Genomic DNA, 24,337 nt, shown 5'->3' with positions numbered 1-24,337 from the left:
CCCACGTCGGCAGGACCTGCCGCCGTTCACCTGCCGGCCACCTCGCCGCCCTTCCGCGCGCGGACGGGCGTGCGTACGGTGGCGGAGAACCTCTCGACGACCACCGTCCCCGACGACGAGGAGCCACCGTGTCCACGAGACCTGCTCACCGCGCCCAGCGCCGCACCGCACGCACCGGCCTGGCCTCCGCGCTCGCCGCAGCGCTCGCCCTCACCGTCAGCCTCACCGGGGGAGCCGTCGGCGCCGCCGCGAGCCCCGCCGCCACGCACGGCGGCCACGGCAACGGCCACGGGAACGGGAACGGCCACGACCGCGCGACGCTGCGCGTCGCGACGTACAACGCGAGCCTCAACCGCACCGCGGCCGGAGAGCTCGAGGCCGACCTCTCGACCCCCGACGACCCGCAGGCCGCGACGATCGCCGAGGTGCTCCAGCGCACCCGGCCCGACGTCGTGCTGCTCAACGAGTTCGACTACGTGCCCGACGGGCGCGCCGTCGACCTGTTCCGGGACAACTACCTCGAGGTCGCCCAGGGCGGCGCGACGCCGATCGAGTACCGCTACGCGTACGTCGCGCCGTCGAGCACGGGCGTGCCCAGCGGGTTCGACCTCAACAACGACGGCACGGTCGGCGGGGGTGACGACGCGTTCGGCTTCGGGGCCTTCGAGGGCCAGTACGGCATGGTCGTGCTGTCGCGGTACCCGATCGACACGCGCGGCGTCCGTACGTTCCAGCACTTCCTGTGGAAGGACATGCCCGGCGCGCTGCTCCCCGACGACCCCGCGACCTCCGCGCCCGGTGACTGGTTCACGCCCGAGGAGCTCGAGGTCGTGCGGCTGTCGAGCAAGTCGCACTGGGACGTGCCCGTGCGGGTCGGCCGCGAGACGGTCCACGTGCTCGCATCCCACCCGACGCCACCCACGTTCGACGGCCCCGAGGACCGCAACGGGCGGCGCAACCACGACGAGATCCGCTTCTGGGCGGACTACGTGACGCCCGGCAAGGCGTCGCGGTACGTGTACGACGACGCCGGCCGCCGCGGGGGCCTGCACCCCGGCGAGAGCTTCGTGATCCTGGGCGACCAGAACGCCGACCCGCTCGACGGCGACTCGGTCGACGCCGCGATCGACCAGCTCCTCGACCACCGGCGCGTCCAGGACCCGGCGCCCCGCTCGGCCGGCGGCACCGAGGCCGCCGCGCTCCAGGGCGGCGCGAACGCGACCCACCGCGGCGACCCCGCGCTCGACACCGCCGACTTCGCGGACACCGCTCCCGGCAACCTGCGCGCGGACTACGTGCTGCCCTCGCGCGACCTGCGCGTGCGCGACGCCGGGGTGTTCTGGCCGGTCCAGGCCGACCCGCTGTCGCGCCTCACGGGCGTCTTCCCGTTCCCGAGCAGCGACCACCGGCTCGTCTGGGTCGACCTGGCCGTCCGCGGCTGACCGGTCCCGCCGTCGCCCCGGGTGCTCGTCGCCCGGGGCGACGGTCCTGGACCGGGACGGCCGTCGGGTGCACACTCGGAGGTCTGTGCTCACTGCCGACGCACAGCAGACTCCCGGCCGGCGCCACGCCGGTCGCACGGCACGCCCGCGGCGCGCCACGTCGTCCGGCCCGACGACCATCTCACCCACGCCCCCGGCGCGACGCGCACGCGTGCTGCCCCGCAGCACGGCGACGACACCCCTGCCGCGCCCCGGGACCGCCGGACCTGGAGCACCCATGAGAAGACTCCGCACCGCCCTGCCCGCAGGCGTCGCCGCAGCGACCGCCGCCCTCGTGCTCGTCGCGAGCCCCGCCGTCGCGCACGGCGGCAGGCACGACCCGCGCCCACCCACCGTGACCGACGTCGCGACCGGGCTCGTCACCCCGCTCAGCCTCGCGGTCGGCCCGCGCGGCACGACCTACGTCACCCAGAACTTCCCCGGCCTGCTCACGGCCGTCGGGCGCGACGGCACGCCGAGCGTGCTCTACGCGTCGCCCGACGGCGGCGAGGTGGGCGGCGTCTCCTACACGGACCGCCGGATCACCTTCACGGAGACGCAGCTCGGCGAGGAGGGACCGGTCGCGTCGGAGGTCTCGACGCTGCGCACGGACCGCTGGGGCAACCCGACGGGCACCCCTCGCGTCCTGGCGGACACGTTCGCGTACGAGCAGGCGAACAACCCTGACGCGGGCGTGACGTACGGCCTGCGCGAGACCGACCCGGCGTGCGTCGCCCAGGTGCCTCCGGTGCCGGTCCCGGGCCTGTACACGGGCATCGCCGACTCCCACCCGTACGCGACGACGACGGCACGCGGCACGACCTACGTCGCCGACGCGGGCGCGAACGCGATCCTGTCGATCAGCGACCGCGGGAAGGTCCGCACGGTGGCCGTCCTCCCGGCCCAGCCCGCGGTGGTCACCGCGGAGGCGGCGGCCGCCATCGGGTGGCCCGACTGCGTGGTCGGCGAGACGTACTGGTTCGAGCCCGTCCCCACCGACGTCGAGGTGGGCCCGCGCGGCGTGCTCTACGTGACGACGCTCCCCGGCGGGCCCGAGGACGCGAGCCTCGGCGCACGCGGCGCCGTCTACACGGTGGACCCCTGGAAGGGGAAGGTGCGCCAGGTCGGGACCGGGTTCGTCGGTGCGACGAACCTCGCCGTGACGGACAAGGGCACGGTCTACGTGAGCGAGCTGTTCGGCGGGAGGATCTCGCAGGTCGGCAAGCGCGGCCCGAGCACGGTCGTGGAGGTCCCGCTGCCCGCGGGGCTCGAGTGGGACGGCAAGGGCCTGCTCGCGACGACGAACGTGCTGCCCGCGGACGAGACGACGCCGCCCGACGGGCACCTCGTGCGCGTCGACCTCGGCAAGCACCGCGGTCGCTGACGGCGGGAGGCCGCCGACCGGCCTGCCCGGCCCGGGCGCCCCTGCTGCGGCGGGGACGCCCGGGCCGCGCCCTGCCGGGGCGGTCGCGGGCCGGCCGTCAGCCCCGGCCGACGGTGAGCGCGAGGACCACCGCGCCGAGCGCGACGGCCAGCCCGACGCCCGCGGCCACGAGGCCGACGATCGTCGCGGCGCGGCTCCCGGCCGACGCGCCCACGCTCATGCCGAGGCCCTGGGCCGCCTCGGTGACGATCCGGCGCCCGGCCGACGTGTCGAAGAGGACGCGCGTCCGTGCCCCCGACTCCGCGTCGGTGATCGACGCGGTGAACGTCGAGCGGATGTTCCCGCGCGAGACGGAGCGCACCCAGCCCCGCTCGGGCTCGACGAACCGCCCGTCCGCATCGAGCGCCCAGTGCGTGCGCCGCACGACGTCGGTGAGCTCGACCCGCAGGCCGTCCGGCAGGACGCGCACCTCGTGGGTGACGAGCGTCGCGTAGTAGCTGCGCGAGAAGATCCGCCACCACGCCGCGTCCGGGCGGTCGAGGCGCAGCTCGAACCCGTCCGGTCGCTCGTCGACGATCCGGTACGGCGTCCCCTCGGCACGCACGCGGACGGCGGCGGCGAGGTCCTCGGCGGTGGGCACGGCAGCGAGTGTAGGTGCCGTGGCCGCGTCCGCGGCCACGCCGGACCAGCGCCGGTCGGTGCGCGGAGCCGTGCGGAGCTGGTCCGGTGCCGGTCGGTGCTGGTCGGTGCGACTCGGTGCCCGGCCTCAGCCCGGCGACGCGGCGCGGCGCAGGGCGTCGAGGCTCACCCGGACGTCGTCGTCCGTCGTCGCCCACGAGCTCACCGACACGCGCAGCACCGCGCGGTCGTGCCAGCGCGACCCGGACATCCAGGCCGTGCCGTCGTCGAGCACGCGGCGCACCACGTCCTGCGTGCGCGCGTCGTCGCCGAACGCGGCGCACACCTGGGTGAAGACGACGTCGTTGAGCACGACCGCGCCGTCGAGCGCGCGCATCCCCTCCGCGAAGGACGTCGCGTGCCGGCAGAAGCCGTCGACGAGGTCCGCGACGCCCGAGCGCCCGAGCGCGCGCAGCACCGCCCACACGGGGAACGCGCGCCCGCGGCGCGAGAGCTCGGGCACCTTGTCGAGCGGGTCGCCCGTGTCGCTCTGGATGAGGTAGTCCCCGTGCATCCCCATCGCCGCGCGCAACGGCGCCGGGTCGGCGACGATCGCGAGCCCGCAGTCGTACGGGACGTTGAGCGTCTTGTGCGCGTCGGTCGCCCACGAGTCCGCTGCCTCGTACCCCGCGACGAGGTGCCGGTACGACGGCGACGCGGCGGCGAAGAGCCCGAACGCGCCGTCGACGTGCACCCACGCGCCGTGCCGGTGCGCCACCTCGACCGCGGCGGCGAACGGGTCGAAGGCCCCTGAGTGCACGTTGCCCGCCTGGAGCACGACGATCGTCGGGCCGCCCGCCCCCCTCGAGGTAGAGCCCAGGTCCGGCGAGGTAGAGCCCAGGTCCGGCAAGGTAGAGCCCAGGTCCGACAGCGCCTCCTCCAGTGCGGCGACCGAGATACGACCCTGGTCGTCCGCGGCCACGACCTCGGGCGCGCCGAGCCCGAGGTAGGACAGCGCGAGGTCGACCGACTCGTGCCGCTCGGCGCCGACGAGCACGCGGACGCGCGGGGCGCCCGTCAGGCCGTCGCGGCGCACGTCCCACCCGGCCCGCCGCAGGACCTCGCCCCGTGCCGCGGCGAGCGCCGTGAAGTTCGCGGTCGTCGCGCCGGTGACGAACCCGACCGCGCCCGTGGCGGGCAGGCCCAGCAGGTCGAGCAGCCACGCGCTCGCCACGTCCTCGACGGCGGTGTGGGCGGGCGTCACCGTGCGCAGCGCGGAGTTCTGGTCCCACGCGCTCGTGAGCCAGTCGGCCGCGAGCGCCGCGGGGTGACTGCCGCCGATGACCATGCCGTAGAAGCGACCGGACGGCATGGCCGTGAGCCCGGGGTCGCACGCGGCGGCGAGCAGGTCGACGACGTCCGCGGCCGTCGTCGGGCCGTCGGGCAGGTCCGTGCCCAGCGCGGCGACGACGTCGGCCACGCTCGCCCGCGGCGGGACGGGCCGTGTCGCGAGGGAGTCGAGCCACGCCGCCGCGTGCTCGTGCGCCCGCAGGAGGGCGGCGTCGCGATCGTCCATGACCGCTCCTGACCGGGCCGGACCCGCGCCGGCCCTCCCGCCAGGCTGGACCCGCGCCGGGCCACGGTCAACCGTGGGGCGGCGATCCGGTACGCGCGTACTTCTTACGCCCAGGCAATCACCCGGCAACACGGCGTCCCTAGCGTCGGGCGGGCCAGATGTTCCCCCGACGGAAGGCCCCTGTTGAGAACGTTCACCCTGACCCTGTCCGGCCGCGCCGTCGCGGCCGTCGTCGCGCTCGTCCTGGCGTGCGCGGCCCTCGCCGCGACGGTCGCGTACACCGTCGCCGACTCCCGGGCGTCGGCCGCCGCCGCCCGCGCCGAGGGCGCCGCGGCACCGGTGCTCGCCGCCGGGACCGCGCCGGCCAACCCGCTCGGCATCACGTCCGCGCAGTACGCGACCGCGACGGCGACGGCCGCCGCGGAGAAGCCGAAGGTCGTCGTCGTGGCGACCGGCGGCACCATGGCCGGCAAGGCCACCGGCCGCGACACGTTCACGAGCTACCGGGCCGGCACGTACCTCATGGAGGACATGCTGGACACGCTGCGCCCGGAGCTCGACGCCGTCGCCGACGTCACGGCAGTCCAGTTCGGCAACGCCGGCTCGTCGGGCTACTCGATGGAGCAGTTCCACGCGCTCACGCTCGAGGTCGAGAAGCAGCTGAAGACCGCCGACGCCGTCGTCGTCACGACGGGCACCGACACGCAGGAGGAGTTCGCGTACTGGCTCGACCTCACGGTGCGGTCGCGCAAGCCCGTCGTCACGTCCGGCTCGATGCGCCCGTGGGGGTCGGGCGCCGGGCCGGACTCGAGCCTCGTGTTCGGGACGGACGCGCCCGCGAACCTGTACAACGCGATCAAGGTCGCGGCGTCGCAGCAGACGTTCTGCTTCGGCACCGTGCTCATGCTGAACGACGAGATCCAGGCGGCCCGCGAGGTCACCAAGTCGAACTCGTACCGGACCGACACGTTCCAGACGCGCGAGTACGGCGTGCTGGGCTGGATCGACGGCGACAACATCACCCTGGGCCGCGCGCCGGCCCGCGTGCTGTCGTGCGACACGGAGGAGTGGTTCACGCCGTTCGACCTCGCGAAGGTCGACGCCAAGACGCTCCCGCGCGTGGAGATCGTCACGTCCTACCAGCAGGCGGGCGGCGAGGGCGTGGCGGCGTTCGCGAACGCGGGCGTCAAGGGCATCGTCACCGCGGGCACCGGCGCGGGGGGCATCTCGTCCGCGATGAGCCAGGCGCGCACCGCCGCGATCCGCGACAAGGGCGTGTGGTTCGTGTCGACCACGCGCACCGGGTCGGGGTCGTCGTACGGAGGCGGCAACGGCATCATCGCGGGCGGCGACCTCACGGCCGTCAAGGCGCGGCTCCTGCTGCTCCTGTCGCGCGCCTTCACCGAGGACTTCGCGACGGCGCAGGGTTGGTTCACGACCTACGGCAACGCGTCGTTCGACCAGTCCGCGACGGCGGACGAGATCGGCGCCGAGCCGGGCGCGACCGCGGTGCTCTTCTCCGGCACCGCGACGCCGTCGTGCAAGGCGGCGGGCAAGCAGCTCTGGCTGACCACCTCGGTGACGAACACCGACACGGTGCCGATCGACGTCCGGGTCACGACCGTCTCGGGCGAGCACAAGTTCACGAAGATCCCCGCCGGGGAGACGGTCGAGAAGACGTTCTCCGTCAAGGGCAAGACGCTCAGCGCCGGCGAGGTGTCGCTCGTCGCGTACAAGAACGTCGACGGCCACGCCGTCCAGACGAAGTCGACGGCGCCCTACCCGGAGACGACGTGCGGCTGACCTCCTGACACCCAGCCGCCGAGCACGACATGAGGGTCGTTATCGAGCCGATAGCGACCCTCATGTCGTGCTCGAGGGCGGGTGGCGTCGGGGTCGAGGCGGGCGGTGGAGAGCTTCTCCTCTGGCCGGGCATTACGCAGGTCTCCTCACGAATCACGTAGGGTGGTCGAGGCCGCGACGTCGCGGCCACAGCCGACGAAGAGGACCCCATGGCCGACCCGACGCCCTCGCTCATCCCGACGACGCACGCCTCGCCGCCGGCGTCGGACCCCGCGCCGACGTTCGTCGTGACCGAGCAGCAGTTCGACGCGATGTTCCCCGAGCGGAACCCCTTCTACACGTACGCCGGGCTCGTCGCTGCGACGGCTGCGTACCCCGCGTTCGCGACGTCCGGCGGCGACCAGGTCGCCCGCCGCGAGGCAGCGGCGTTCCTCGCGAACGTGAGTCACGAGACGCACGGGCTGGTGCACGTCGTCGAGGTGAACACCGCGAACTACCCGCACTACTGCGACCCGGCGCAGCCCTACGGGTGCCCGGCCGGGCAGGACGCCTACTACGGCCGCGGCCCGCTCCAGCTCTCCTGGAACTTCAACTACCGGGCGGCCGGCGAGGCGCTGGGAGTCGACCTCCTCGCCGACCCGTGGCTCGTCGAGCAGGACCCGACCGTCGCGTGGCAGACCGCGCTCTGGTACTGGAACACGCAGCCCGGCACGGCGTCGATGACGTGCCACGACGCGATCGTCGGCGGGCACGGCTTCGCCGAGACGATCCGCTCCATCAACGGCCCGCTCGAGTGCGAGGGCGGCAACCCTCACCAGATGAACAACCGCGTCCGGCTCCTCCGCCACTACGTCGAGATCGTCGGCACCACGACGGGCGACCACCTCACCTGCTGACCGCGCCTCCTCCCACCCCCCAGCGCCGAACACGACCTGAGGGTCGCTATCCGGCCGATAGCGACCCTCATGTCGTGCTCGACCGCGGGCAGGGTCGTGGTCGGCAGACGGGCCGGCCGTCGCTCTGGGCAGCCGTGCGGCAGGGCGGGGTCAGGCGCAGGTGAGCGCGTCGTACGGGACGACGGCGGTGCGGCCGTCCGCGGTCGCGGTCGCCTCCCCGGCCGGGACGGTCGCGGCCCGGACGGCGAACGACTGGTACGCGCTCGCCCCCGGGGCGACGTCCGCGACGAGCCGCGTGCCGTACGGCGTCGCGAGCTCGACGTCGACGGGCGCGTCCGCGGTGCTCGTCGCACGCACGGCGACGTACGCCTTCCCGGCCAGGCACCGCGCCTGGGCGGTGACATCGAGCGACGGGCCCGCGGCCCCGCCCGGCACGACGGCGTCCCACGGCACGCGCGCGACGAACACGTCCGCGGCACCCGCGTTGGTCGTGCCCGCGGGGGCGCCGTACGTGAGCCCGGCGAGCAACGCCGCTCCCTCACCGGTCGCGCCGGCAGGGTCGGCCGAGCCCGGACCGGAGGGGGCCGGGGCCGCGAACAGGTTCGCGTCGTCCCACTCGTCGGCGCCGTCGCGCTCGCGCGACCCGGTCTGCGTCGCCTCGCCCGGGGTGCCGTCGGCCGCGACGGGGAACGTCACGACGTCGACCCCGCCGACGGCCGTGCCCAGGGCGCCGTACGTCGTGCCGACGACGAGCACCGCGTCGTCTGCGCCGAGCACGCCCGTGACGCCCCGGTCGTCGGTCGACGTGCCGACCTGGGTCGTCCACAGGACCTCACCAGCGGGGTCGAACGCCCGCACCACGACGTCGTTGTCCCCGAGGTTTCCGTCCTCACCGAGGCCGCCGCGCGTGTGCCCGACCGCGACGACCGACCCGTCCGAGCGCGCCACGAGGCCGTTGACCTGGTCGTTCTCGCTCGTCGCGACGGCGCGCAGCCACTCCTGCCCGCCGTCGGCGTCGTAGCGCGCGACCCAGCCGTCGTTCGCGCCCGCACGCTCGGCCCCGGGCATCCCGCCGCCGGACACCCCGCCCACGTACACCGCGCCGTCGGGCGAGGCCGCGACCGCGAGCGCCTTGTCCTCGCCGGGCCCGCCCACCTGGCGCAGCCACTGCAGCTCGCCCGCCGCGGAGACCCGCCCGACCAGCGCGTCCTTGTCCCCGGCGCTCGGCGCGTCGCCGACGGCACCGCTCGTGTACCCGGCGACGTAGGCGCCGCCCGCGCCGTCGGACGCGACCGCGTAGAAGCGGTCCGCCCCTCCCGGGTCGCCGGTCTGCAGCGTCCACGCCCGCTCGCCGTCGGCAGTCACGGCCGCGACGAACCCGTCGTCGCGCGTCGTGCCCGCGTGGGCGCCGTCGAGGTCGCCCTTCGTGTACCCGGCGACGAGGACGCCGCCGTCGGCTCCCGGCACGACGCCGTACGCGCGGTCGTCCGCGGCCGTCGCGACCGCGTGCCGCCAGACCTCGGCGCCGTCGGCGTCGCGTCGCACGACGACCGTGTCGAGACCGCCCGCGGGCTCGTACCCGTCCCACGCGCCGGCGAGGTTCAGCGCGACCGCGGTCCCGCCGTCGGGCAGGGCCGCGACCCCGCCCGCGCGGTCGTCGCCCGCGGAGCCGAGGAGCTCGGCGTCCCACGGCGCGGCGGGCGTGGTGCGCAGGCGCGCCGAGACGTCGACGACCCCCTCGCGGAACGCGGGCCGCCAGACGTCCCAGTCGTGGCCGCCGTCGAGCACGCGCAGCTCGGCCGTCACGCCCGGGGCGCGGCGCGCCTGGTTGTAGAGGCGCGCGGACTCGAAGTCGATGTCGTGCGTGGCCTCGGCCGGGTCGGGGTTGGCCCACTCGTCGTCGCCGACGGCGACGAACAGGTGCACCGGGAGCGCCGGGTCGAGCGCCGCGAGCGCCGCCGGGTAGGACAGCTCCGTGTACCGGTCGGCGTCGAAGAGCGCGGTCCCGACGCCGTAGCCGCCGTGGTCGCGGGCCGAGGAGTCCGCGGGAGGCTGCGGCACGTAGACCGCGGGGCTCAGCACGATGCCCGCGGAGAACGTGTCCTGGTGGGCGAGCGTGAACCGCAGTGCGCCCGCGCCGCCCATGGAGTAGCCGCCGACGGCGCGCGCCTCGCGGTCCTCGACCGTGCGGTACGTGGCGTCGACGTGTGCGACGAGGTCGCGCGTGAACGCCGTCTCGACAGCGGTGCCGGCGCCGGCGCCCGTCGCGTCCCCGGTGTACAGCGAGTCCGTGTACCAGGAGCCGCGGTCGCTCCACGGCGCGTCCGGCATGACGACGACCATCGGCTGGATCTCGCCCGCACCTATGAGCTCGTCGAGGTCACCCGTGACCTGCTGCCACGCGGCCTGCGTGTCCCCGCGACCGTGCAGCAGGTAGAGGGTGGGGTACTCGTGCTCGGCATCGTCGTAGCCGGGCGGCAGGTAGACCGTGTAGTCGATCGGTCCGGCCGCGGAGTCCGTGACCCGCCCGACCTGGACCGTGCCCTGCTCAGCGGCCGTCGCGGGCAGCGCGAGCCCCAGCCCGCCCAGCCCGACCGCGAGCGCCAGCGCGGTCCCGACCGCCGTCGTCCCGGACCGCCGGCCCGCTCGTCGCGCCGTATCTCGTGGTGCTGCGTCCATCGTGTTCTCCTCGTCGAGATCCGTAGATGTGCTGCCCCCTCCCCCTCCCCTCCCCCTCCCGTCGAACACGACATGAGGGTCGCCATCGGGCCGATAGCGACCTTCATGTCGTGTTCGACCGCGGGCGGGGTCGTGCTCGGCGCCGGGCGCTACCCGGCGCGGTGTTGCGCGGCGAGCGCGAGGACCGTGCGGGCCCGCTCGACCATCGCGACGTCGAGGAACGTGCCGTCCGCGAGCGCGACGACGCCCGTGCCCGACGCCGCGGCGTCGCCGACGCGCTCGACGACCTCGCGCGCGCGGTCCACCTCGTCCGGGGTCGGGAGGAACGCGTCGCGGATCGTGCCGAGCTGCCCCGGGTGGATCGCGGTGCGGCCGCAGAACCCGAGCGCCCGCCCGGCACGGCACGACGCCGCGAGCCCGTCGAGGTCGCGCACGTGCGTGTACGCGGACATCGCGGGCGACGGCAGCCCCGCCGCCCGGGCGGCCACGACGACCCGGCTCCGTGCCCACGCGAGCCCCGCCTCGCCGTCGACCCGCAGGTCGGAGCGGAGGTCCGCCTCGCCGAGACCGAGCGACGCGACCTGCGGCGACGCCGTCGCGAGCTCGAACGCACGCTCCAGCCCGAGCGCCGACTCGACCAGCAGGTGCAGCGCCCGACCCGGCAGCGCCGCCGCGAGCGCGCGGACCTCGTCGGCCGACTCGACCTTCGGCACGCGCGCCCCGACGGCGAGCGGCAGCCCTCCGAGCGCCGCGACGTCGTCGGCGTGCCAGGGCGTCGCGGGATGGTTGACCCGCACCTGGACCCCGCGCGCGGCGGCGGCCTCGTCCACCAGCCCGACGGCGTTCCCGCGGGCCTCGTCCTTGCGCACCGGGGCGACGGCGTCCTCGAGGTCCACGAGCACGACGTCGGCCGCGGACCCGAGCGCCTTGCCGACCCGGTCGGGCCGGTCCGCGGGTACGTACAGCAGCGTCAGCGGCGGCGCGGCGCCCGGCCGGTCGCCCCGCCCCGTCACACCGCCCCCTCGGCCCGCAGCTCCGCGACGCGCTCGGGCGAGAACCCGAGCTCGCCGAGCACGGCGTCGGTGTCGGCGCCGTGCGCGCGGCCGGTGAAGCGGATGACGCCGTCGTTCTCGGACATCCGGAACAGCGGGCCCTGCATGAGCATCGGTCCGAGCTCGGGATCCTCGATCTCGTGGATCGTGCCGAGCGCGCGGAACTGCGGGTCGTCGACGATGTCCTGGGCGTCGTAGATCGGCGCGACGGCGGCCTGGGCCTCCTCGAACGCGGCGACGACCTCGTCGCGCGTGCGCTGCGCGATCCAGCCGCCGACGGCCTCGTCGAGCAGGTCGGCGTGCTGCGCGCGCTCGACGCCGCTCGCGAACCAGGGCTCGTCGACGATCTCGGGACGCCCGACGAGACGCATGACGCGCTCGGCGATGGACTGCGCCGACGTCGACACCGCGACCCACTGCCCGTCGCGCGTGCGGTAGGTGTTGCGCGGCGCGTTGTTCGCGGACCGGTTGCCGGTGCGCGGCTGCACGGTGCGGAGCTGGTCCCAGCGCGTGATCTGCGGCCCGAGCATCGCGAGGATGGGCTCGATGATCGCCGTGTCGACGACCTGCCCGTGCCCGGTGCGCTCGCGCGTGGACAGCGCCACCATGACGGCGAACGCGGTCGCGAGCGACGCGACGCCGTCGGCGAGCCCGAACGGCGGGAGGGTCGGCGGGCCGTCGGGCTCGCCGGTCATCGCGGCGAACCCGCTCATCGCCTCGGCGAGCGTGCCGAAGCCGGGGCGGGTGCGGTACGGACCCACCTGTCCGAACCCGCTCACGCGCGCGAGCACGAGCCGCGGGTTGCGCGCGGACAGCTCGTCGTAGCCGAGGCCCCAGCGCTCGAGCGTGCCGGGACGGAAGTTCTCGATGACGACGTCCGCCTCGGCGACGAGCGCGAGGAACACCTCGCGGCCACCGTCGCTCCCGAGGTTCGCGGTGACGGTGCGCTTGTTGCGCCCGAGCGTCTTCCACCACAGGTTCACGCCGTCCTTCGCGGCGCCGTGCGTGCGCGACGGGTCGGGCTTCGTGGGGTGCTCGACCTTGACGACGTCGGCGCCCAGGTCGCCGAGGTGCATCGCCGCCATGGGTCCGGCGAACAGCGTCGACGCGTCGACGACGCGCAGGCCCGCGAGCGCGCCCGCGGCGGGGTCGCGCGAGACGCGCGGTGCGTCCGTCATGCCGTCACCCCCGTCGCGTCGTCGGCGAGGTCCCACGCGCAGCGGAACCCGACGGTCGCGCCGCGCGCGAGCCCCAGGCCGGGGACGAGGAGCTTGACCGCGTAGTCGGGGGTGTGGCGCCCGCCCTCGACGTACCAGTCGGACCCCTCGGCGCGGTGGTCGCTGCCGCCCTTGAGCATGACGAACCGCGTGCGGCCGTCGGAGTGCTCGGAGCCCGTCCAGCTCCACACGGCGGGCTCGCCGCGCGTCCAGCCGGGCTGCTCGGCCGCGAGCTGCCACTCGTCCTCGGTGGGCAGGCGCCCGCCGCGCCACGCGCAGAACGCGCGCGCGTCGTCGAGGTCGACGAAGGTCACGGGCTCGTCCTCCGTGCCGGGCGCGGGACGGCCGTCGACCCAGTGCGCGAGGAAGCGGTGCGCGACGGGGGGCACGTACCCGGTGGCCGTGAGGAACTCCGCGAACTCCGCGTTCGTCACGTCGCGGCCCACCGCGACCGGGGCGGCGAGCTCGCCGTCGCGCTGGAGGGTCCGCGCGTCGTGCAGGCGCGGCGGGAGCGGCTTCCACTCGTCCACGTACGGCGCGCCCTGGTACATCCCGGTCTCTCGCGCGCGGTACCGGACGGTCAGCACGTACGGCCCCGTGGGCACGACGACGACGCCCGGATCGGGCGCGCCCGTCGTCCGGGTCCCGCCCTGCCCGACGGCGGCGCTCGACCCCGTCGGGTCCGTCGCCCCCGCCGACACCGACGCGGCCGCGGACGCAGCGGGCGACGCGTGGAGGCGGCGCGCGAGCCGGTGCGGGAACCGCGCGTCGGGGTCGTGGCGCGCGGACTCGTCGAGCGACGCGACCACCTCGCGCAGGTGCGGCAGCCAGCCGGGCTCGCCGACGCCGTCGGCCACGTGCAGCACCGCGGCGACGCCCCGCGCGGGTACCCGCACGCCGTCGACACCCCCGCCGGGCCGAACCCGGGGTTCCGCGTCATCCACAACGTGCCGAACCCCGGGTTGCGCGTCATCGGGGGCGCCGGGTGCCACGAAAGCCCCGGTTCGACGGGAGGGCTGGTCGGCCGGGAGGAGGGGGCCGGCGTAGTCGGAGGCGCCGCGGTTCACCAGCGTCCACAGGGTCACGCCGTCGAGGTCCCACCGCGACGCGTAGACCCCCGCCTCCTCCGCCTCGGGGGCGAGCTCGGTGAGGGGCGTCCACACCCCCTCCAGCAGCAGCGGTCGCGCGGCGCGCTGGACCGTGACGAGGCGCTTGACCGTCGCGGCGTCGCGCGGCGACCAGCCGACCCACACGCCGAACACGACCTCCCACACCATGACGCCCACGCCGTTGAGCCAGGCGGACTGGAGCTCCTCGGAGTGGTCGCGGTGCCAGCGGCGCACGTGGTGCTGCATGTGCCGGCGCTCGTACCAGTGCGCGCGCAGCACTCCGGGTACGGGCGAGTCGGCGAAGAACTGCGCCCACGACGACGAGTGGTCCTCGATGCGCTCGACCGGGAGCTTGGACTCGCCCTCCAGGACGATGCCGGGGCGCGCGGCCTCGAGCCGCGCGACGAGCTCCGGCTCGGCCTTCTTCAGCGTGTCGAGGAAGACGCCGTCGGCGCCGAGGTCGCGCACGACGGCCGCGAGCTCGGTGAGGTCGTCGTCGCCGCGGCGCGTGCCGACGTCCCACGGGTTGTAGTCGACGAACACGTGCAGGCCCGCGTCGTGGAACGTCCGCACGAGGTCGACGATGCCCGGGACGTCGCGGTAGAAGTCCCACTGGTTGCGGTCGTCGATCCCGATGACGGGGTACGCGTGCCACAGGACGACGGCGTCGAGGCCGCCGAACCGCTCGCGCGCGTCGGCGAGGAAGCGCTCCGGCGTGAACCGGTGCTCCTCGAACGAGTACAGCAGCTCGTCCCAGAGCCACACCTGCGCGACCGTCGAGCACCCCGCGGCCCACGCCGCGTCCGGGCGGTCGTACGCCGCGCCCGTGTACCCGTGGCGGCGGCGTGCGTCGTCGCGCCACGCGGCGAGGCGCTCGCGCCAGGCCGGGCGGTCGGCGGGGTCGGCCGGGCCGACGAAGATCTTCGCCTCGTCGAGCGCGAGGGACTGCTCGGGCGTGAGCGGCCCGTCGAGCGCGACCTCGGTCGGCAGGTCGATCGGGCGCGGGACCAGCGGGTCGAACGTGTAGGTCATGGTGTCTTTCCCTCGGCGGGCCGGGCCCGCGCTCGGACGTGCTGCGGACGGGCTCAGGTCGGTCGGTCGGGGTTCGCGGCGCGCTCGGCGAGCGCGACGACGTCCGCCGCGTCGGGCACGGCGTCCTGCGCGCCGGGCCGGGTCACGGCGAGCGCGCCCGCGGCGGCGGCGAGCCGCGCGGCGTCGGGCAGGTCCGCGCCGCGCGCGAGCGCCGCGGCGAGGACGCCGCAGAACGTGTCGCCCGCGCCGGTCGTGTCGACCGCCTCGACGGCGATCGCGGGGACGGTCGTGAGCAGGGGCCCGGCCGGGCGGCGCTCCGCGACGAGGCTGCCCTCTCCGCCGAGCGTCACGACGACGGCCGGCACGCGCTCCAGCAGCAGCCCCGCGAGCGCGCTCGGGTCGGCGTCGCCGGAGGCGCCCGCCAGGTCCGCCGCCTCGTGCTCGTTGACGACGAGCACGTCGAGCGCGGCCCACACGTCGTCGGGCAGGTCGCGCGACGGCGCCGCGTTGAGGACCAGCAGCGCGCCCGGTCGGCGCGCCGCGGCGGCGGCACGGACGACGTCGAGCGGGATCTCGAGCTGCGCGAGCACGACGTCCGCGGCGGCGATCCGCTCGGCCTGCGCCGCGCCGACCGTCACGTGCGAGTTCGCGCCGGGCGCCACGACGATCGCGTTCTCGCCGTCGGGCGAGACGGTGATGAGCGCGGTGCCCGTCGCGGCGTCCACGCGCTCGACGAGGTCGGTCCGCACCCCGCCGCGGTCGAGCGACGCGAGCAGCAGGTCGGCCGCGTCGTCGTGCCCGAGGGCGCCGACGAACGTCGTGTCGGCACCGCCCGCGCGCGCCGCGCCGACCGCCTGGTTCGCGCCCTTGCCGCCGGGGTTGCGCCGCAGCTCGCCGCCGAGGATGGTCTCGCCGCCGCCGGGGTGCCGCGGCACGTCGACGACGAGGTCGACGTTCGCCGACCCGACCACCACGACCCGTCCCGACCCGCCCGGGACCGTGGCGCCCTGCTCCCCGTCCGCCGTCGTGCTCATGCCTGTGCCTCCTCCGTGGGACCCTGCACGGCTCCCCCGGCCACCACGACCGGCGTCGTCGCGAGCGCGACCGTCCGCGCCGCGAGGTCCACGATCCTCTGCTCGCCGCCGGGCAGCGAGGTCGCGATGTGGCCGTCGAGCGGGCGCGTCCACCGCTGGCCGATGCCCTCGACGCCCCGCAGCGCACCCACCACGCCGCCGACCGTCGCGCCCGCCGAGTCGGTGTCCCAGCCCGCGGTGACGGCGATCGCGACGCTCGCGCCGAAGTCGCCGCGGCCGTCCGCGCCGCGCCCCGCGGTGAGCGCGTAGGCGATCACCGCGGCGTTGTTGAGCACGTGCACCCAGTGCAGGTCGCCGTACGCCGCGTGGATCGTGTCGAGCCCGGCGCGCACGCCCGCCTCGGACGCGTCGCCGTCGCGGCCCGCGTCCCGCCCGAGCCGGATCGCGGCGGCCAGGCGGCTGCCCGGCGGCACGACGGCGTCCGCCGCGTCGAGCACCTCGTCCACCGTCTCGCAGACCATCGCCGCCGACGCGAGCGCGGCCGCCCACATCGCGCCGTACACGCCGTTGCGGGTGTGGCTCAGGCGCGCGTCCGTCCACGCGAGGCGCGCGGCCTCGCGCACGTCGCCGGGCGAGACCCAGCCGAGCACGTCCGTGCGGATGAGCGCGCCGATCCACTCCCGGAACGGGTTGTGGTGCGTCGCCGTCTCCGGCACCGGCCGCGCGTCGAGGATGTTGCGGTACGCGGCGCGCTCGGCCGTGAACACCCGGCCCGCGGGCAGCGCGTCGAGCCAGAGCTGCGCGACGTCGTCCGTCGTGAAGCCCCGGCCGTGCTTCTCCAGCAGCGCGAGCGCGAGGATCGGGTAGTTGAGGTCGTCGTCCTCGGGCATCCCGTCGATGTTCTCCTCGAGCGACGTCGGGGCGCTGCGCCGGTTCCACGGCCAGCGCGCGGCGACGTCGTCGGGCAGCCCGACGGCGGTGAACCAGCGGTCCAGCGGCCACCGGCCCGTGGCGCGCAGGATCTCCTCGATCCCGGCGCGCGGGATCTTCTCCACCGGCTTGCCGAGCAGGCAGCCCGCCGCGCGCCCGGTCCACGCGCCGAGCACGCGGTCGGCGTACGCGGCGTCGGCGGCGGCGGTTCCGGTCGGCGCACCGGCCGCGATGCCGCCGGAGGACCCGACGGCGCCCGGGCGGGTGGGCAGGCCGGGCGCCGCCGGGAGCGTGGCGAGGATCGCGTCCCAGTCGTCGGGCTCGTGCGGCGCGGGGGCCGCGGGCAGCGCGTCGAGCTCGACCAGCAGGTCGCGCGCGAGCGCGCGCAGCGCCGGGGTCGCGGGGACGGGACCGGCGCCGCTCACCGCGGGGACGGGGTCGCCGCCCGCGGCGACCCAGCGGTCGCGGACGTCCGCGAGCGCGGCGGGGTCCTTGCCCTCCGCCGCCGCCTGGACGAGCTCGTGCGCGAGCAGGTCCTCGGGCTGGGCCCACGTGAGCCTCACGCCGGGTCACCCGCCCGCGCGGCCTGCGCCGCGCCGTCGGGCACCCCGAGGCCGCTCCCGTCCGCGGAGGCGCCACCGAGCTCGGCGAGCGCGCGCAGGCGCGACGTGGCGCGCTCGCGGTCGGCGCGGAGGATGTCCGCCGCGGCGGACGCCATGAGGCGGCCCGTCTCCCGGATGTCCATGCGGCTCGCCTCCTCGATCGCGTCGAGCCACTCGTCCGGCACGACGGCCGTCCCGCCGAGGCCCGCGCAGACGGCACCCGCCATGACGGCGATCGAGTCGGCGTCGCGCCCGTAGTTCACGGCGCCGAGCACCGCGCCGCGGAAGTCGCCGCGGTGACCCAGCACGAAGCCGAGCGCCGCGGGCAGCTCCTCGATGGACTTGGTGCGCGACGGGCGCCGCGCGTCCATCGACATCTGCCGGTACGCGGGCCCGACGGAGTCGAACGGCGCGACTGTCTCGCGGATCAGCCGCGCGAGCGCGCGCTCCTCCTCGTCCGTGGTGGGCGCCGTCGTCCAGCCGTCGAACGCCTCGACGACGGCCTGGAGCGCGGCGGCCGTGCCGTCGTGCGCGACGTCGAGCGCCGCGTGCACGACGTCGTCGACCGTCGCCCCGGGCGCGACGGACGCGGCGACCATGGCCGCGAACACGCCCGCGGCCTCGCGGCCGTAGCTCGACTGGTGCGCGCCGGTGAGGTCGATCGCCTCGGCGTACGCGCCGCGCGGGTCCCCCGCGTTCGCGAGGCCGACGGGCGCGACGTACATCGCCGCGCCGCAGTTGACGACGTTCCCGACGCCCGCCTCGCGCGGGTCGACGTGCCCGTAGTGCAGGCGCGCGACGATCCACTTCTCGGCGAGGAACACGCGCTGGAGCAGCAGCGCGGTCGACTCGAGCTCGGGGATCCAGCGCGGCTCGCCGATCATGAGCGGCACCAGGTCCTCGGCCATCGCGTACGCGTCGAGGTGCTCGCGGCGCTTCGCGTACACCTCCACGAGCGCGCGGGTCATGAGGGTGTCGTCCGTGATGTGCCCGTCACCCTTGTGGTAGGGCGCGATCGGACGCGCGTCCTGCCAGTTCGGGTACCAGGGCTCCACGATCCCCGTCACGCGCCCCCCGTGGCGCTCCTCGATCTGCTCGGGGGTCCAGCCCTCGGTGGCGCCCCCCAGCGCGTCCCCCACCGCCGCTCCGGTGATCACTGCCACCGCTCGGTCGTCCAGCCAGGTCACGGTCCACTCCCTGTCGATCTCTCTCGGCGCCGGTCGCGCCCGGTGCGACCCGTGAGGGCCGCGGTTCCCGGCGGGGCGGTCGTCCGTCGACCGCCCCGCCGCTTGTCCTGCTACTTGGTGATCTCGTCCCAGCCGGCCTCGAGCTCGGTCGCGAGCTGGTCGGCGTCGATCTCCTGGGCGAGGAACTTCTGGTACGCGGGCGTCGCGACCGTGTCCTTCCACTGCGCGTACGCGTCGACGAACAGGTACGGCGCCGAGGTGAGGTACTGGCCGGAGGAGAGGATCGTCGACCAGCCGTTCTCGTCGCCGAGCGAGGCCGCCATGGCCTCCTGGGCCGACGTCGTGGCGGGGATGAGCGCGTCCGCCTCGTTGAGCGCGGCGAGGTTCTCCGTGTCGGTGAAGAACTCGATGAACTCCGCGGACTCCTCGACGTGCTCGGAGTCGATGTTCACCGAGAGCGTCTGCGGGTTGGCGGCCTGCTCGGCGCCGTCGGGACCCTCGAGCGGGGGCAGCACGACCCAGTCGAAGCCCTCGGGCGCGTCGTTGGCGATGTTCGCGGCCTGGAACGAGCCCTGGATCGTCATGGCGACCTGGCCCGCGTAGAACGACGCGAGCGTCTCCGAGCCGGACTGCGTGAGCGTCACCGGCAGCACGGTGTTGTCGGTGTGCGCCATCTCGTCGACGAGCTCCGGCAGCGCCATCTCGCCCTCGCCGATGGTGATGCTCGCGTCGGCGCCGGTGCCCTCGAAGTACTGGCCGCCGAAGCCGGGCGCCATGGCCATGAACGCGGCCGTCGGGCTCGCGAGCCCCCACCCGAGCCCGTACGCGCCGTCCTTCGTGGTGGCCTTCGCGATCTCGCGCAGCTCGTCCCACGTCATCGTGTCGCCCGTGGGGATCTCGACGCCCGCGGCCTCGAGCATGCTCTTGTTGGCGAACACCATGTAGGACTGGAGCTCGGTCGGGTACGCGATGACCTGGTCGTCGACCGTCACGGAGTCGAGGATGCCCTCGGGGATGTCGGCGCGCTTCTCGTCCGACATGTACTCGGACAGGTCGGCCAGGTAGCCGTCCACGGCGAAGGGCACGATGCTCGCGGCCTCGTAGTGGATGATGTCCGGCGCGGCGCCGCCGTTGAACTGCGTGATGAGCTTGTCGTAGATCCCGTCCCATCCCGCGGGCACGATCTCGACCTGGACGTCGGGGTTGGCCTCGTTCCAGTCCGCGACGATCTTCTCGGTCGCCTCGATGGCGGCCGGCTGGTCGGACAGCGACTGGAACTTGAGGGTCACCGGGCCGCCGTCGGCGCCGTCGTCGCTGCCGCCCCCGCTCGAGCAGGACGCGACGAGCAGGGTCGTGATCGTGAGGCATGCGGCGATGGACGCACCACGAGTCTTCATGGTTCTACCTTTCGGGTGGGGGTGGGGTCGAGAGAGCCTGGGGGCCGGACCGGGCGTGGAGGGGGTCACGGTCAGCCCTTCACCGCGCCCGAGAGCAGGCCGCCGGTGAGCTTCTTCTGCATGATCGAGAAGAAGACGATGCTGGGGATGGCCGCGAGCACCGAGCCCGCGGCGAGCGGACCGAGCGCCACCTTGCCCTCGCCGCCGATGAACATCTTCAGCGTGATGGGCAGGGTGTAGTTCTCCGGCGACTGGAGCAGGACGAGCGCGAAGAAGAACTCGTTCCACGAGGAGACGAAGCTGAACATCGCCGTCGCGACGACGCCCGGCATGAGCAGCGGGAAGACGATCGTGCGGAGCACGGTGAACCGGCTCGCGCCGTCCATCGAGCCCGCCTCCTCGAGGTCGACCGGGATCGCGGAGACGTAGCCCTGCATCATCCACAGCGCGAACGGCAGGGTGTACGTGGTGTGGACGAGCGTGAGCCCGACGAGCGAGTCCGTGAGCCCGACGGTCCGCAGGATGAGGAACAGCGGCAGGATGATGAGGATCACCGGGAACACCTGGCTCACGAGGATCCAGCCCACGCCCGCCGCGCGGATCTTGCCGCGCAGGCGCGCGAGCACGTACGACGCGGGCAGCGCGATGACGATGACGAGCGCCGTCGAGACGACCGCGACGATCGCGCTGTTCCACGCCGAGCGCACGAGACCCTGGCGCGAGAGCGCCTGGGAGTAGTTCTCCCAGTGGAAGTCCTGCGGGATCAGGCTCACCGTCAGCGAGTTGAGCTCGCCCGACGACTTGAGCGACGCCGAGATGAGCCACAGCAGGGGGAAGCCGAGGAAGAGGATGTAGAACGCGAGGGCCACGTACTGGGCCGGGCGGACGAGTGCGCGCACGGGTCAGCTCTCCTTCTCGGAGCGGAACTGCGACCGCAGGTAGATCGCGAGCAGGAGGACGACCACGACGACGAGCACCACGCCCATCGCGGCGGCGTACCCGATGTTCCGGTTCTTGAACGCCTCGAGGTACGTGAAGAGCATCGGCAGCATCGTGCGGCCGCCCGGCCCGCCCTCGGTGAGCACGTAGACCAGCGAGAACGAGTTGAAGTTCCAGATGAAGTTCAGCGACGTGATCGACGTGATGATCGGGCGCAGGCTCGGGAGCGTCACCGCGGTGAAGCGGCGCCACGCGCCCGCGCCGTCCATCGCGGCCGCCTCGTGCAGCTCGTCCGGGATCTGCTGGAGCCCGGCGAGCAGCGTCACGGTGGTCTGCGGCATGCCGACCCACACCCCGACGACGATCACGGCGGGCAGCGCTGTCGAGAAGTCGGCGAGCCAGTTGATGTCGTCCGGCAGGCCTAGGGCGCCGAGGAACGCGTTGAGCGGCCCGGCGTTGGGCGAGTAGATCATCTGCCACATGATCGCCACGACGACCGGCGGCATGGCCCACGGGATGAGCGCGAGGACGCGCGTCAGCCCCTGGAGCCGCAGGCCGGAGTTCAGCAGCAGCGCGAGGCCCATCGCCGCGACGAGCTGGAGCAGCGTCACCGAGACGGCCCAGATCATGCCGATGCGGAACGAGTCCCAGAAGAACGAGTTGTCCGCGAGGCGCACGAAGTTGTCGACGCCCACGAACTGGTAGTCCGGGTGGCGCACGAGCCGCGCGTCCGTGAACGCGAGCGCGACGCCCATGACGAGCGGCGCGACGCTCAGCACGAGGATCGGCAGGAGCGACGGCATGACGAGCGCGATCGCCTCGCGCCGCTTGGCGCGGGCCATGCCGCCCGTCCGGCGCGGGGCGCCGCGGTCGGGTCGACGAGCCGCGGCGGCGTGCGGGTCGCCCGCGAGGGTCGGAGCGCTCATCGGGTCACCCCTCCCGCGGCGTCGGCGGCTGCCTCGTGCACGACGGCGTCGCTCGCCCGGTCCTGCCCGGACGCCTGGGGCGTCGCGGCCGGTGCGGCGGTCGACTCGCGCACGACGAGGCGCGGACCGACCGCGGTGTGGCGCCCGGCCTGCGCGTCGCCGTCCACGAGGTCGACCACGAGCTCCGCCGCGATCCGCCCGCGCTCGGTCGAGCCGAGCGAGACGCTCGTCAGGCTGGGCTGGAACACGCGGCCGATCTCGGTGTCGTCCATGCCGGTCACCGCGACGTCCTCGGGGACCGACAGCCCGCGCTCGCGCACGGCCCGGATCGCGCCGATGGCGAGCAGGTCGTTGGCGGCGACGATCGCGTCGGGGCGGGCGTCGTCGTCGGGCGCGTCGAGGAGCGCGCGCGTGGCCGCGAGGCCCGCCGCGACGGTGAAGTCCGTCGCGACGACGGCGTCGGCGCGCTCGCCCGCGAAGTCGTCGGCGCGCGTCGCGGCGTCGAAGCCGCGCTGGCGCGCCTCACCGGGCGTGGTGTCGAGCGGGCCGTTGAGGAACGCGAGCCGGCGGCGGCCGAGTCCGAGCAGGTGGCGCACGGCCTCGCCGATCCCGCCCGCCGAGTCGGTGGAGACGGAGTCGATGCCGCGGTCCGCGAGGGTGCGGCCGATGACGACGACGGGGACGGGCGCCTGCCGGATCTCCTCCACGAGCTCGTCGTCGGTGCGCAGCGGGCTGAGGATCATCGCGTCGACGAACCCGCTCGACAGGCTGCGCACGAGCTCGACGGTCGAGGTCGTCGTGTCCCCCGTCGTCATGACGACGACGCGGTAGCCGTGCGGCGCGAGGACCTCGTGGATCGCGGTCATCATCTCGACGTAGACGGGGTTGCCGATGTCGGCGACGGCGAACGCGACCTGGAACGTCTTCTTCAGGCGCAGGGACCGCCCGATGGCGTCCGGGCTGTAGCCGAGCTCGGTGGCCGCGGCGCGCACGCGCTCGACCATCGCCGGGCTCGCGCCCGTCCCGTGCAGGGCGCGGGAGGTCGAGGCCAGGGAGACCCCGGCCCGCTGTGCCACCTGGATCAGCGTGGCGCGTGATGACGTCACTGTCGTCCACCTCGTCGTCGAAGGACCGTCGTTCTGGAAACGTTTCCAGACTGACGACCTCGACGGCCTGGAAACGTTTCCGGGTTGCGGACACTCTCGCACCCGTCGTAGCGGGACGTCAACCCCGGGCCCGCGCGAAGGAGAAACCCGGTCGCGCGAGGTAGAGCCCTGGTTCGCCGAGGTAGAGCCCTGGCCACGCGAGATGGAGCTCCGGTCACGGCGAACCACGCGCCTACCTCGCCGTCTCCCACAGGTACGGGGTTCTGCGTACGGGGGTTGTCCACCTCGGTGGGGCGCCGCCAGGCTCGAACCGACCCGACCACCGACGAAAGGTGCACCGATGCACACCCGAGCTCCGGCGTCGTCCTCCCCCGCGGCGTCCGCCGCGGTCGCCCAGCGGCCCGTGTCCCGCCCTCTCGCCCTCCTCCTCGCCGCTCTTCTCACGCTCGTGGGAGCGCTCTCGTGGGCCGTCGCCGGCCCGGCGCAGCAGGCGCACGCCGCGGCCTGCGCCCCCGCGTGGAGCTCCGGCACGGTCTACCTGGGCGGCGCCGTCGTCTCGCACGGCGGCCAGAACTGGAAGGCCGGCTGGTGGACCCAGGGCGAGACGCCCGGCACCACCGGCGAGTGGGGCGTCTGGCGCACCCAGGGCGCCTGCGGCGGCGGGACCGACCCGGGCAACCCGGGGAACCCCGGGAACCCGAGCGGCTTCGTCGTCTCCGAGGCCCAGTTCAACCAGATGTTCCCGAACCGGAACGCGTTCTACTCCTACCAGGGTCTCGTTGACGCGCTGTCCGCATACCCGGGCTTCGCGACGACGGGCGGCACCGAGGTCGCCAAGCGCGAGGCCGCGGCGTTCCTCGCGAACGTCAACCACGAGACCGGCGGCCTCGTCTACATCAAGGAGATCAACACCGCGAACTACCCGCACTACTGCGACTACTCGCAGCCCTACGGCTGCCCGGCGGGCCAGAGCGCGTACTACGGCAAGGGCCCGGTCCAGCTGAGCTGGAACTACAACTACAAGGCCGCGGGCGACGCGCTCGGCATCGACCTGCTCAACAACCCGTACCTCGTGGAGCAGAACTCGGCGGTCGCGTGGAAGACCGGACTCTGGTTCTGGAACACGCAGTCCGGCGCGGGCTCGATGTCCGGGCACCAGGCGATCGTCTCCGGCGCCGGCTTCGGCGAGTCGATCCGCTCGATCAACGGCTCGATCGAGTGCAACGGCGGCAACCCGGCACAGGTCCAGTCGCGCGTCACCGCGTTCCAGCGCTTCGCGCAGATCCTCGGTACGACGACGGGCGCGAACCTCTACTGCTGACCTCGCCCGCCGCGGGCAGGCGACCGTGGCCCGTCCCGACGTCGGGGC

General features: G+C 74.6%; 18 protein-coding genes. 5 read left to right on the top strand and 13 right to left on the bottom strand.

Annotated elements, in window-relative coordinates:
- Window positions 1-128 precede the first annotated feature (128 nt).
- Together AC6CH9_RS17695 and AC6CH9_RS17690 are read left to right on the top strand one after the other, a co-directional pair.
- The gene (locus AC6CH9_RS17695; RefSeq protein ID WP_498156077.1) at window positions 129-1,442 is read left to right on the top strand and encodes an endonuclease/exonuclease/phosphatase family protein; all 1,314 of its coding nucleotides are present in this window, start codon (window positions 129-131) and stop codon (window positions 1,440-1,442) included.
- A gap of 277 nt (window positions 1,443-1,719) precedes the next feature.
- Window positions 1,720-2,865 (top strand): ScyD/ScyE family protein, encoded by a 1,146-nt coding sequence (locus AC6CH9_RS17690; protein WP_498156076.1) that lies wholly within the window; start codon window positions 1,720-1,722, stop codon window positions 2,863-2,865.
- Window positions 2,866-2,962: 97 nt separating this feature from the next.
- On the opposite strand, the gene AC6CH9_RS17685 is transcribed toward AC6CH9_RS17690, so the two are convergent.
- Window positions 2,963-3,505, bottom strand: a complete 543-nt coding sequence (locus AC6CH9_RS17685) for a hypothetical protein (RefSeq protein WP_498156075.1) — start codon at window positions 3,503-3,505, stop codon at window positions 2,963-2,965.
- A 126-nt stretch (window positions 3,506-3,631) separates the two neighbouring features.
- Window positions 3,632-5,059, bottom strand: a complete 1,428-nt coding sequence (locus AC6CH9_RS17680) for a pyridoxal phosphate-dependent decarboxylase family protein (protein ID WP_498156074.1) — start codon at window positions 5,057-5,059, stop codon at window positions 3,632-3,634.
- A 183-nt stretch (window positions 5,060-5,242) separates the two neighbouring features.
- On the opposite strand from AC6CH9_RS17680, the gene AC6CH9_RS17675 reads away from it, so the two are divergent.
- On the top strand, window positions 5,243-6,862 hold the full coding sequence (locus tag AC6CH9_RS17675) for an asparaginase (RefSeq protein ID WP_498156073.1): 1,620 nt from the start codon (window positions 5,243-5,245) through the stop codon (window positions 6,860-6,862).
- A gap of 209 nt (window positions 6,863-7,071) precedes the next feature.
- Window positions 7,072-7,758: a chitinase gene (locus tag AC6CH9_RS17670; RefSeq protein ID WP_498156072.1), complete on the top strand. Its 687-nt coding sequence runs from the start codon at window positions 7,072-7,074 to the stop codon at window positions 7,756-7,758.
- A gap of 150 nt (window positions 7,759-7,908) precedes the next feature.
- Here AC6CH9_RS17670 and AC6CH9_RS17665 read toward each other — a convergent pair whose 3' ends face one another.
- The 11 genes from AC6CH9_RS17665 to AC6CH9_RS17615 form a co-directional block, all read right to left on the bottom strand.
- Entirely contained in the window at window positions 7,909-10,437 is a 2,529-nt protein-coding gene (locus AC6CH9_RS17665) for an alpha/beta hydrolase-fold protein (protein WP_498156071.1), read from the bottom strand.
- 149 nt (window positions 10,438-10,586) lie between these two features.
- On the bottom strand, window positions 10,587-11,450 hold the full coding sequence (locus AC6CH9_RS17660; RefSeq protein WP_498156070.1) for an HpcH/HpaI aldolase/citrate lyase family protein: 864 nt from the start codon (window positions 11,448-11,450) through the stop codon (window positions 10,587-10,589).
- Window positions 11,447-12,667 carry a CaiB/BaiF CoA transferase family protein gene (locus AC6CH9_RS17655; RefSeq protein WP_253054470.1) on the bottom strand — a complete coding sequence of 407 codons (1,221 nt, stop codon included), beginning with the start codon at window positions 12,665-12,667 and terminating at the stop codon, window positions 11,447-11,449. The genes AC6CH9_RS17660 and AC6CH9_RS17655 overlap by 4 nt, the downstream gene beginning before the upstream one ends.
- Window positions 12,664-14,847 carry an SUMF1/EgtB/PvdO family nonheme iron enzyme gene (locus AC6CH9_RS17650; protein ID WP_498156069.1) on the bottom strand — a complete coding sequence of 728 codons (2,184 nt, stop codon included), beginning with the start codon at window positions 14,845-14,847 and terminating at the stop codon, window positions 12,664-12,666. The genes AC6CH9_RS17655 and AC6CH9_RS17650 overlap by 4 nt, the downstream gene beginning before the upstream one ends.
- Before the next feature lie 53 nt (window positions 14,848-14,900).
- Window positions 14,901-15,881: a ribokinase gene (locus AC6CH9_RS17645; protein ID WP_498156068.1), complete on the bottom strand. Its 981-nt coding sequence runs from the start codon at window positions 15,879-15,881 to the stop codon at window positions 14,901-14,903.
- Window positions 15,878-17,374 carry an ADP-ribosylglycohydrolase family protein gene (locus tag AC6CH9_RS17640; protein WP_498156067.1) on the bottom strand — a complete coding sequence of 499 codons (1,497 nt, stop codon included), beginning with the start codon at window positions 17,372-17,374 and terminating at the stop codon, window positions 15,878-15,880. Before AC6CH9_RS17640 ends, AC6CH9_RS17645 begins: the two co-directional genes overlap by 4 nt.
- Window positions 17,371-18,600, bottom strand: a complete 1,230-nt coding sequence (locus tag AC6CH9_RS17635; protein WP_498156066.1) for an ADP-ribosylglycohydrolase family protein — start codon at window positions 18,598-18,600, stop codon at window positions 17,371-17,373. The genes AC6CH9_RS17640 and AC6CH9_RS17635 overlap by 4 nt, the downstream gene beginning before the upstream one ends.
- A 110-nt stretch (window positions 18,601-18,710) precedes the next feature.
- Entirely contained in the window at window positions 18,711-19,997 is a 1,287-nt protein-coding gene (locus AC6CH9_RS17630) for an ABC transporter substrate-binding protein (RefSeq protein ID WP_498156065.1), read from the bottom strand.
- 71 nt (window positions 19,998-20,068) lie between these two features.
- A complete protein-coding gene (locus AC6CH9_RS17625) occupies window positions 20,069-20,896 on the bottom strand; it encodes a carbohydrate ABC transporter permease (protein WP_277513661.1) in 828 nt (275 codons plus the stop codon).
- Between the two features lie 3 nt (window positions 20,897-20,899).
- Window positions 20,900-21,862 carry a carbohydrate ABC transporter permease gene (locus AC6CH9_RS17620; protein ID WP_052877368.1) on the bottom strand — a complete coding sequence of 321 codons (963 nt, stop codon included), beginning with the start codon at window positions 21,860-21,862 and terminating at the stop codon, window positions 20,900-20,902.
- On the bottom strand, window positions 21,859-22,968 hold the full coding sequence (locus AC6CH9_RS17615) for a LacI family DNA-binding transcriptional regulator (protein ID WP_498156064.1): 1,110 nt from the start codon (window positions 22,966-22,968) through the stop codon (window positions 21,859-21,861). The genes AC6CH9_RS17620 and AC6CH9_RS17615 overlap by 4 nt, the downstream gene beginning before the upstream one ends.
- Window positions 22,969-23,308: 340 nt before the next feature.
- Between AC6CH9_RS17615 and AC6CH9_RS17610 the strand changes: the two genes are divergently transcribed.
- Window positions 23,309-24,289, top strand: a complete 981-nt coding sequence (locus tag AC6CH9_RS17610; RefSeq protein ID WP_498156063.1) for a glycoside hydrolase family 19 protein — start codon at window positions 23,309-23,311, stop codon at window positions 24,287-24,289.
- The last annotated feature ends 48 nt before the right edge of the window (window positions 24,290-24,337 follow it).

The sequence above is a fragment of the Cellulosimicrobium sp. GQ32 genome (genome assembly GCF_059758455.1).
Note: the sequence above shows the minus strand (reverse complement) of the source record. Positions and strands in the feature narration are given on the sequence as shown.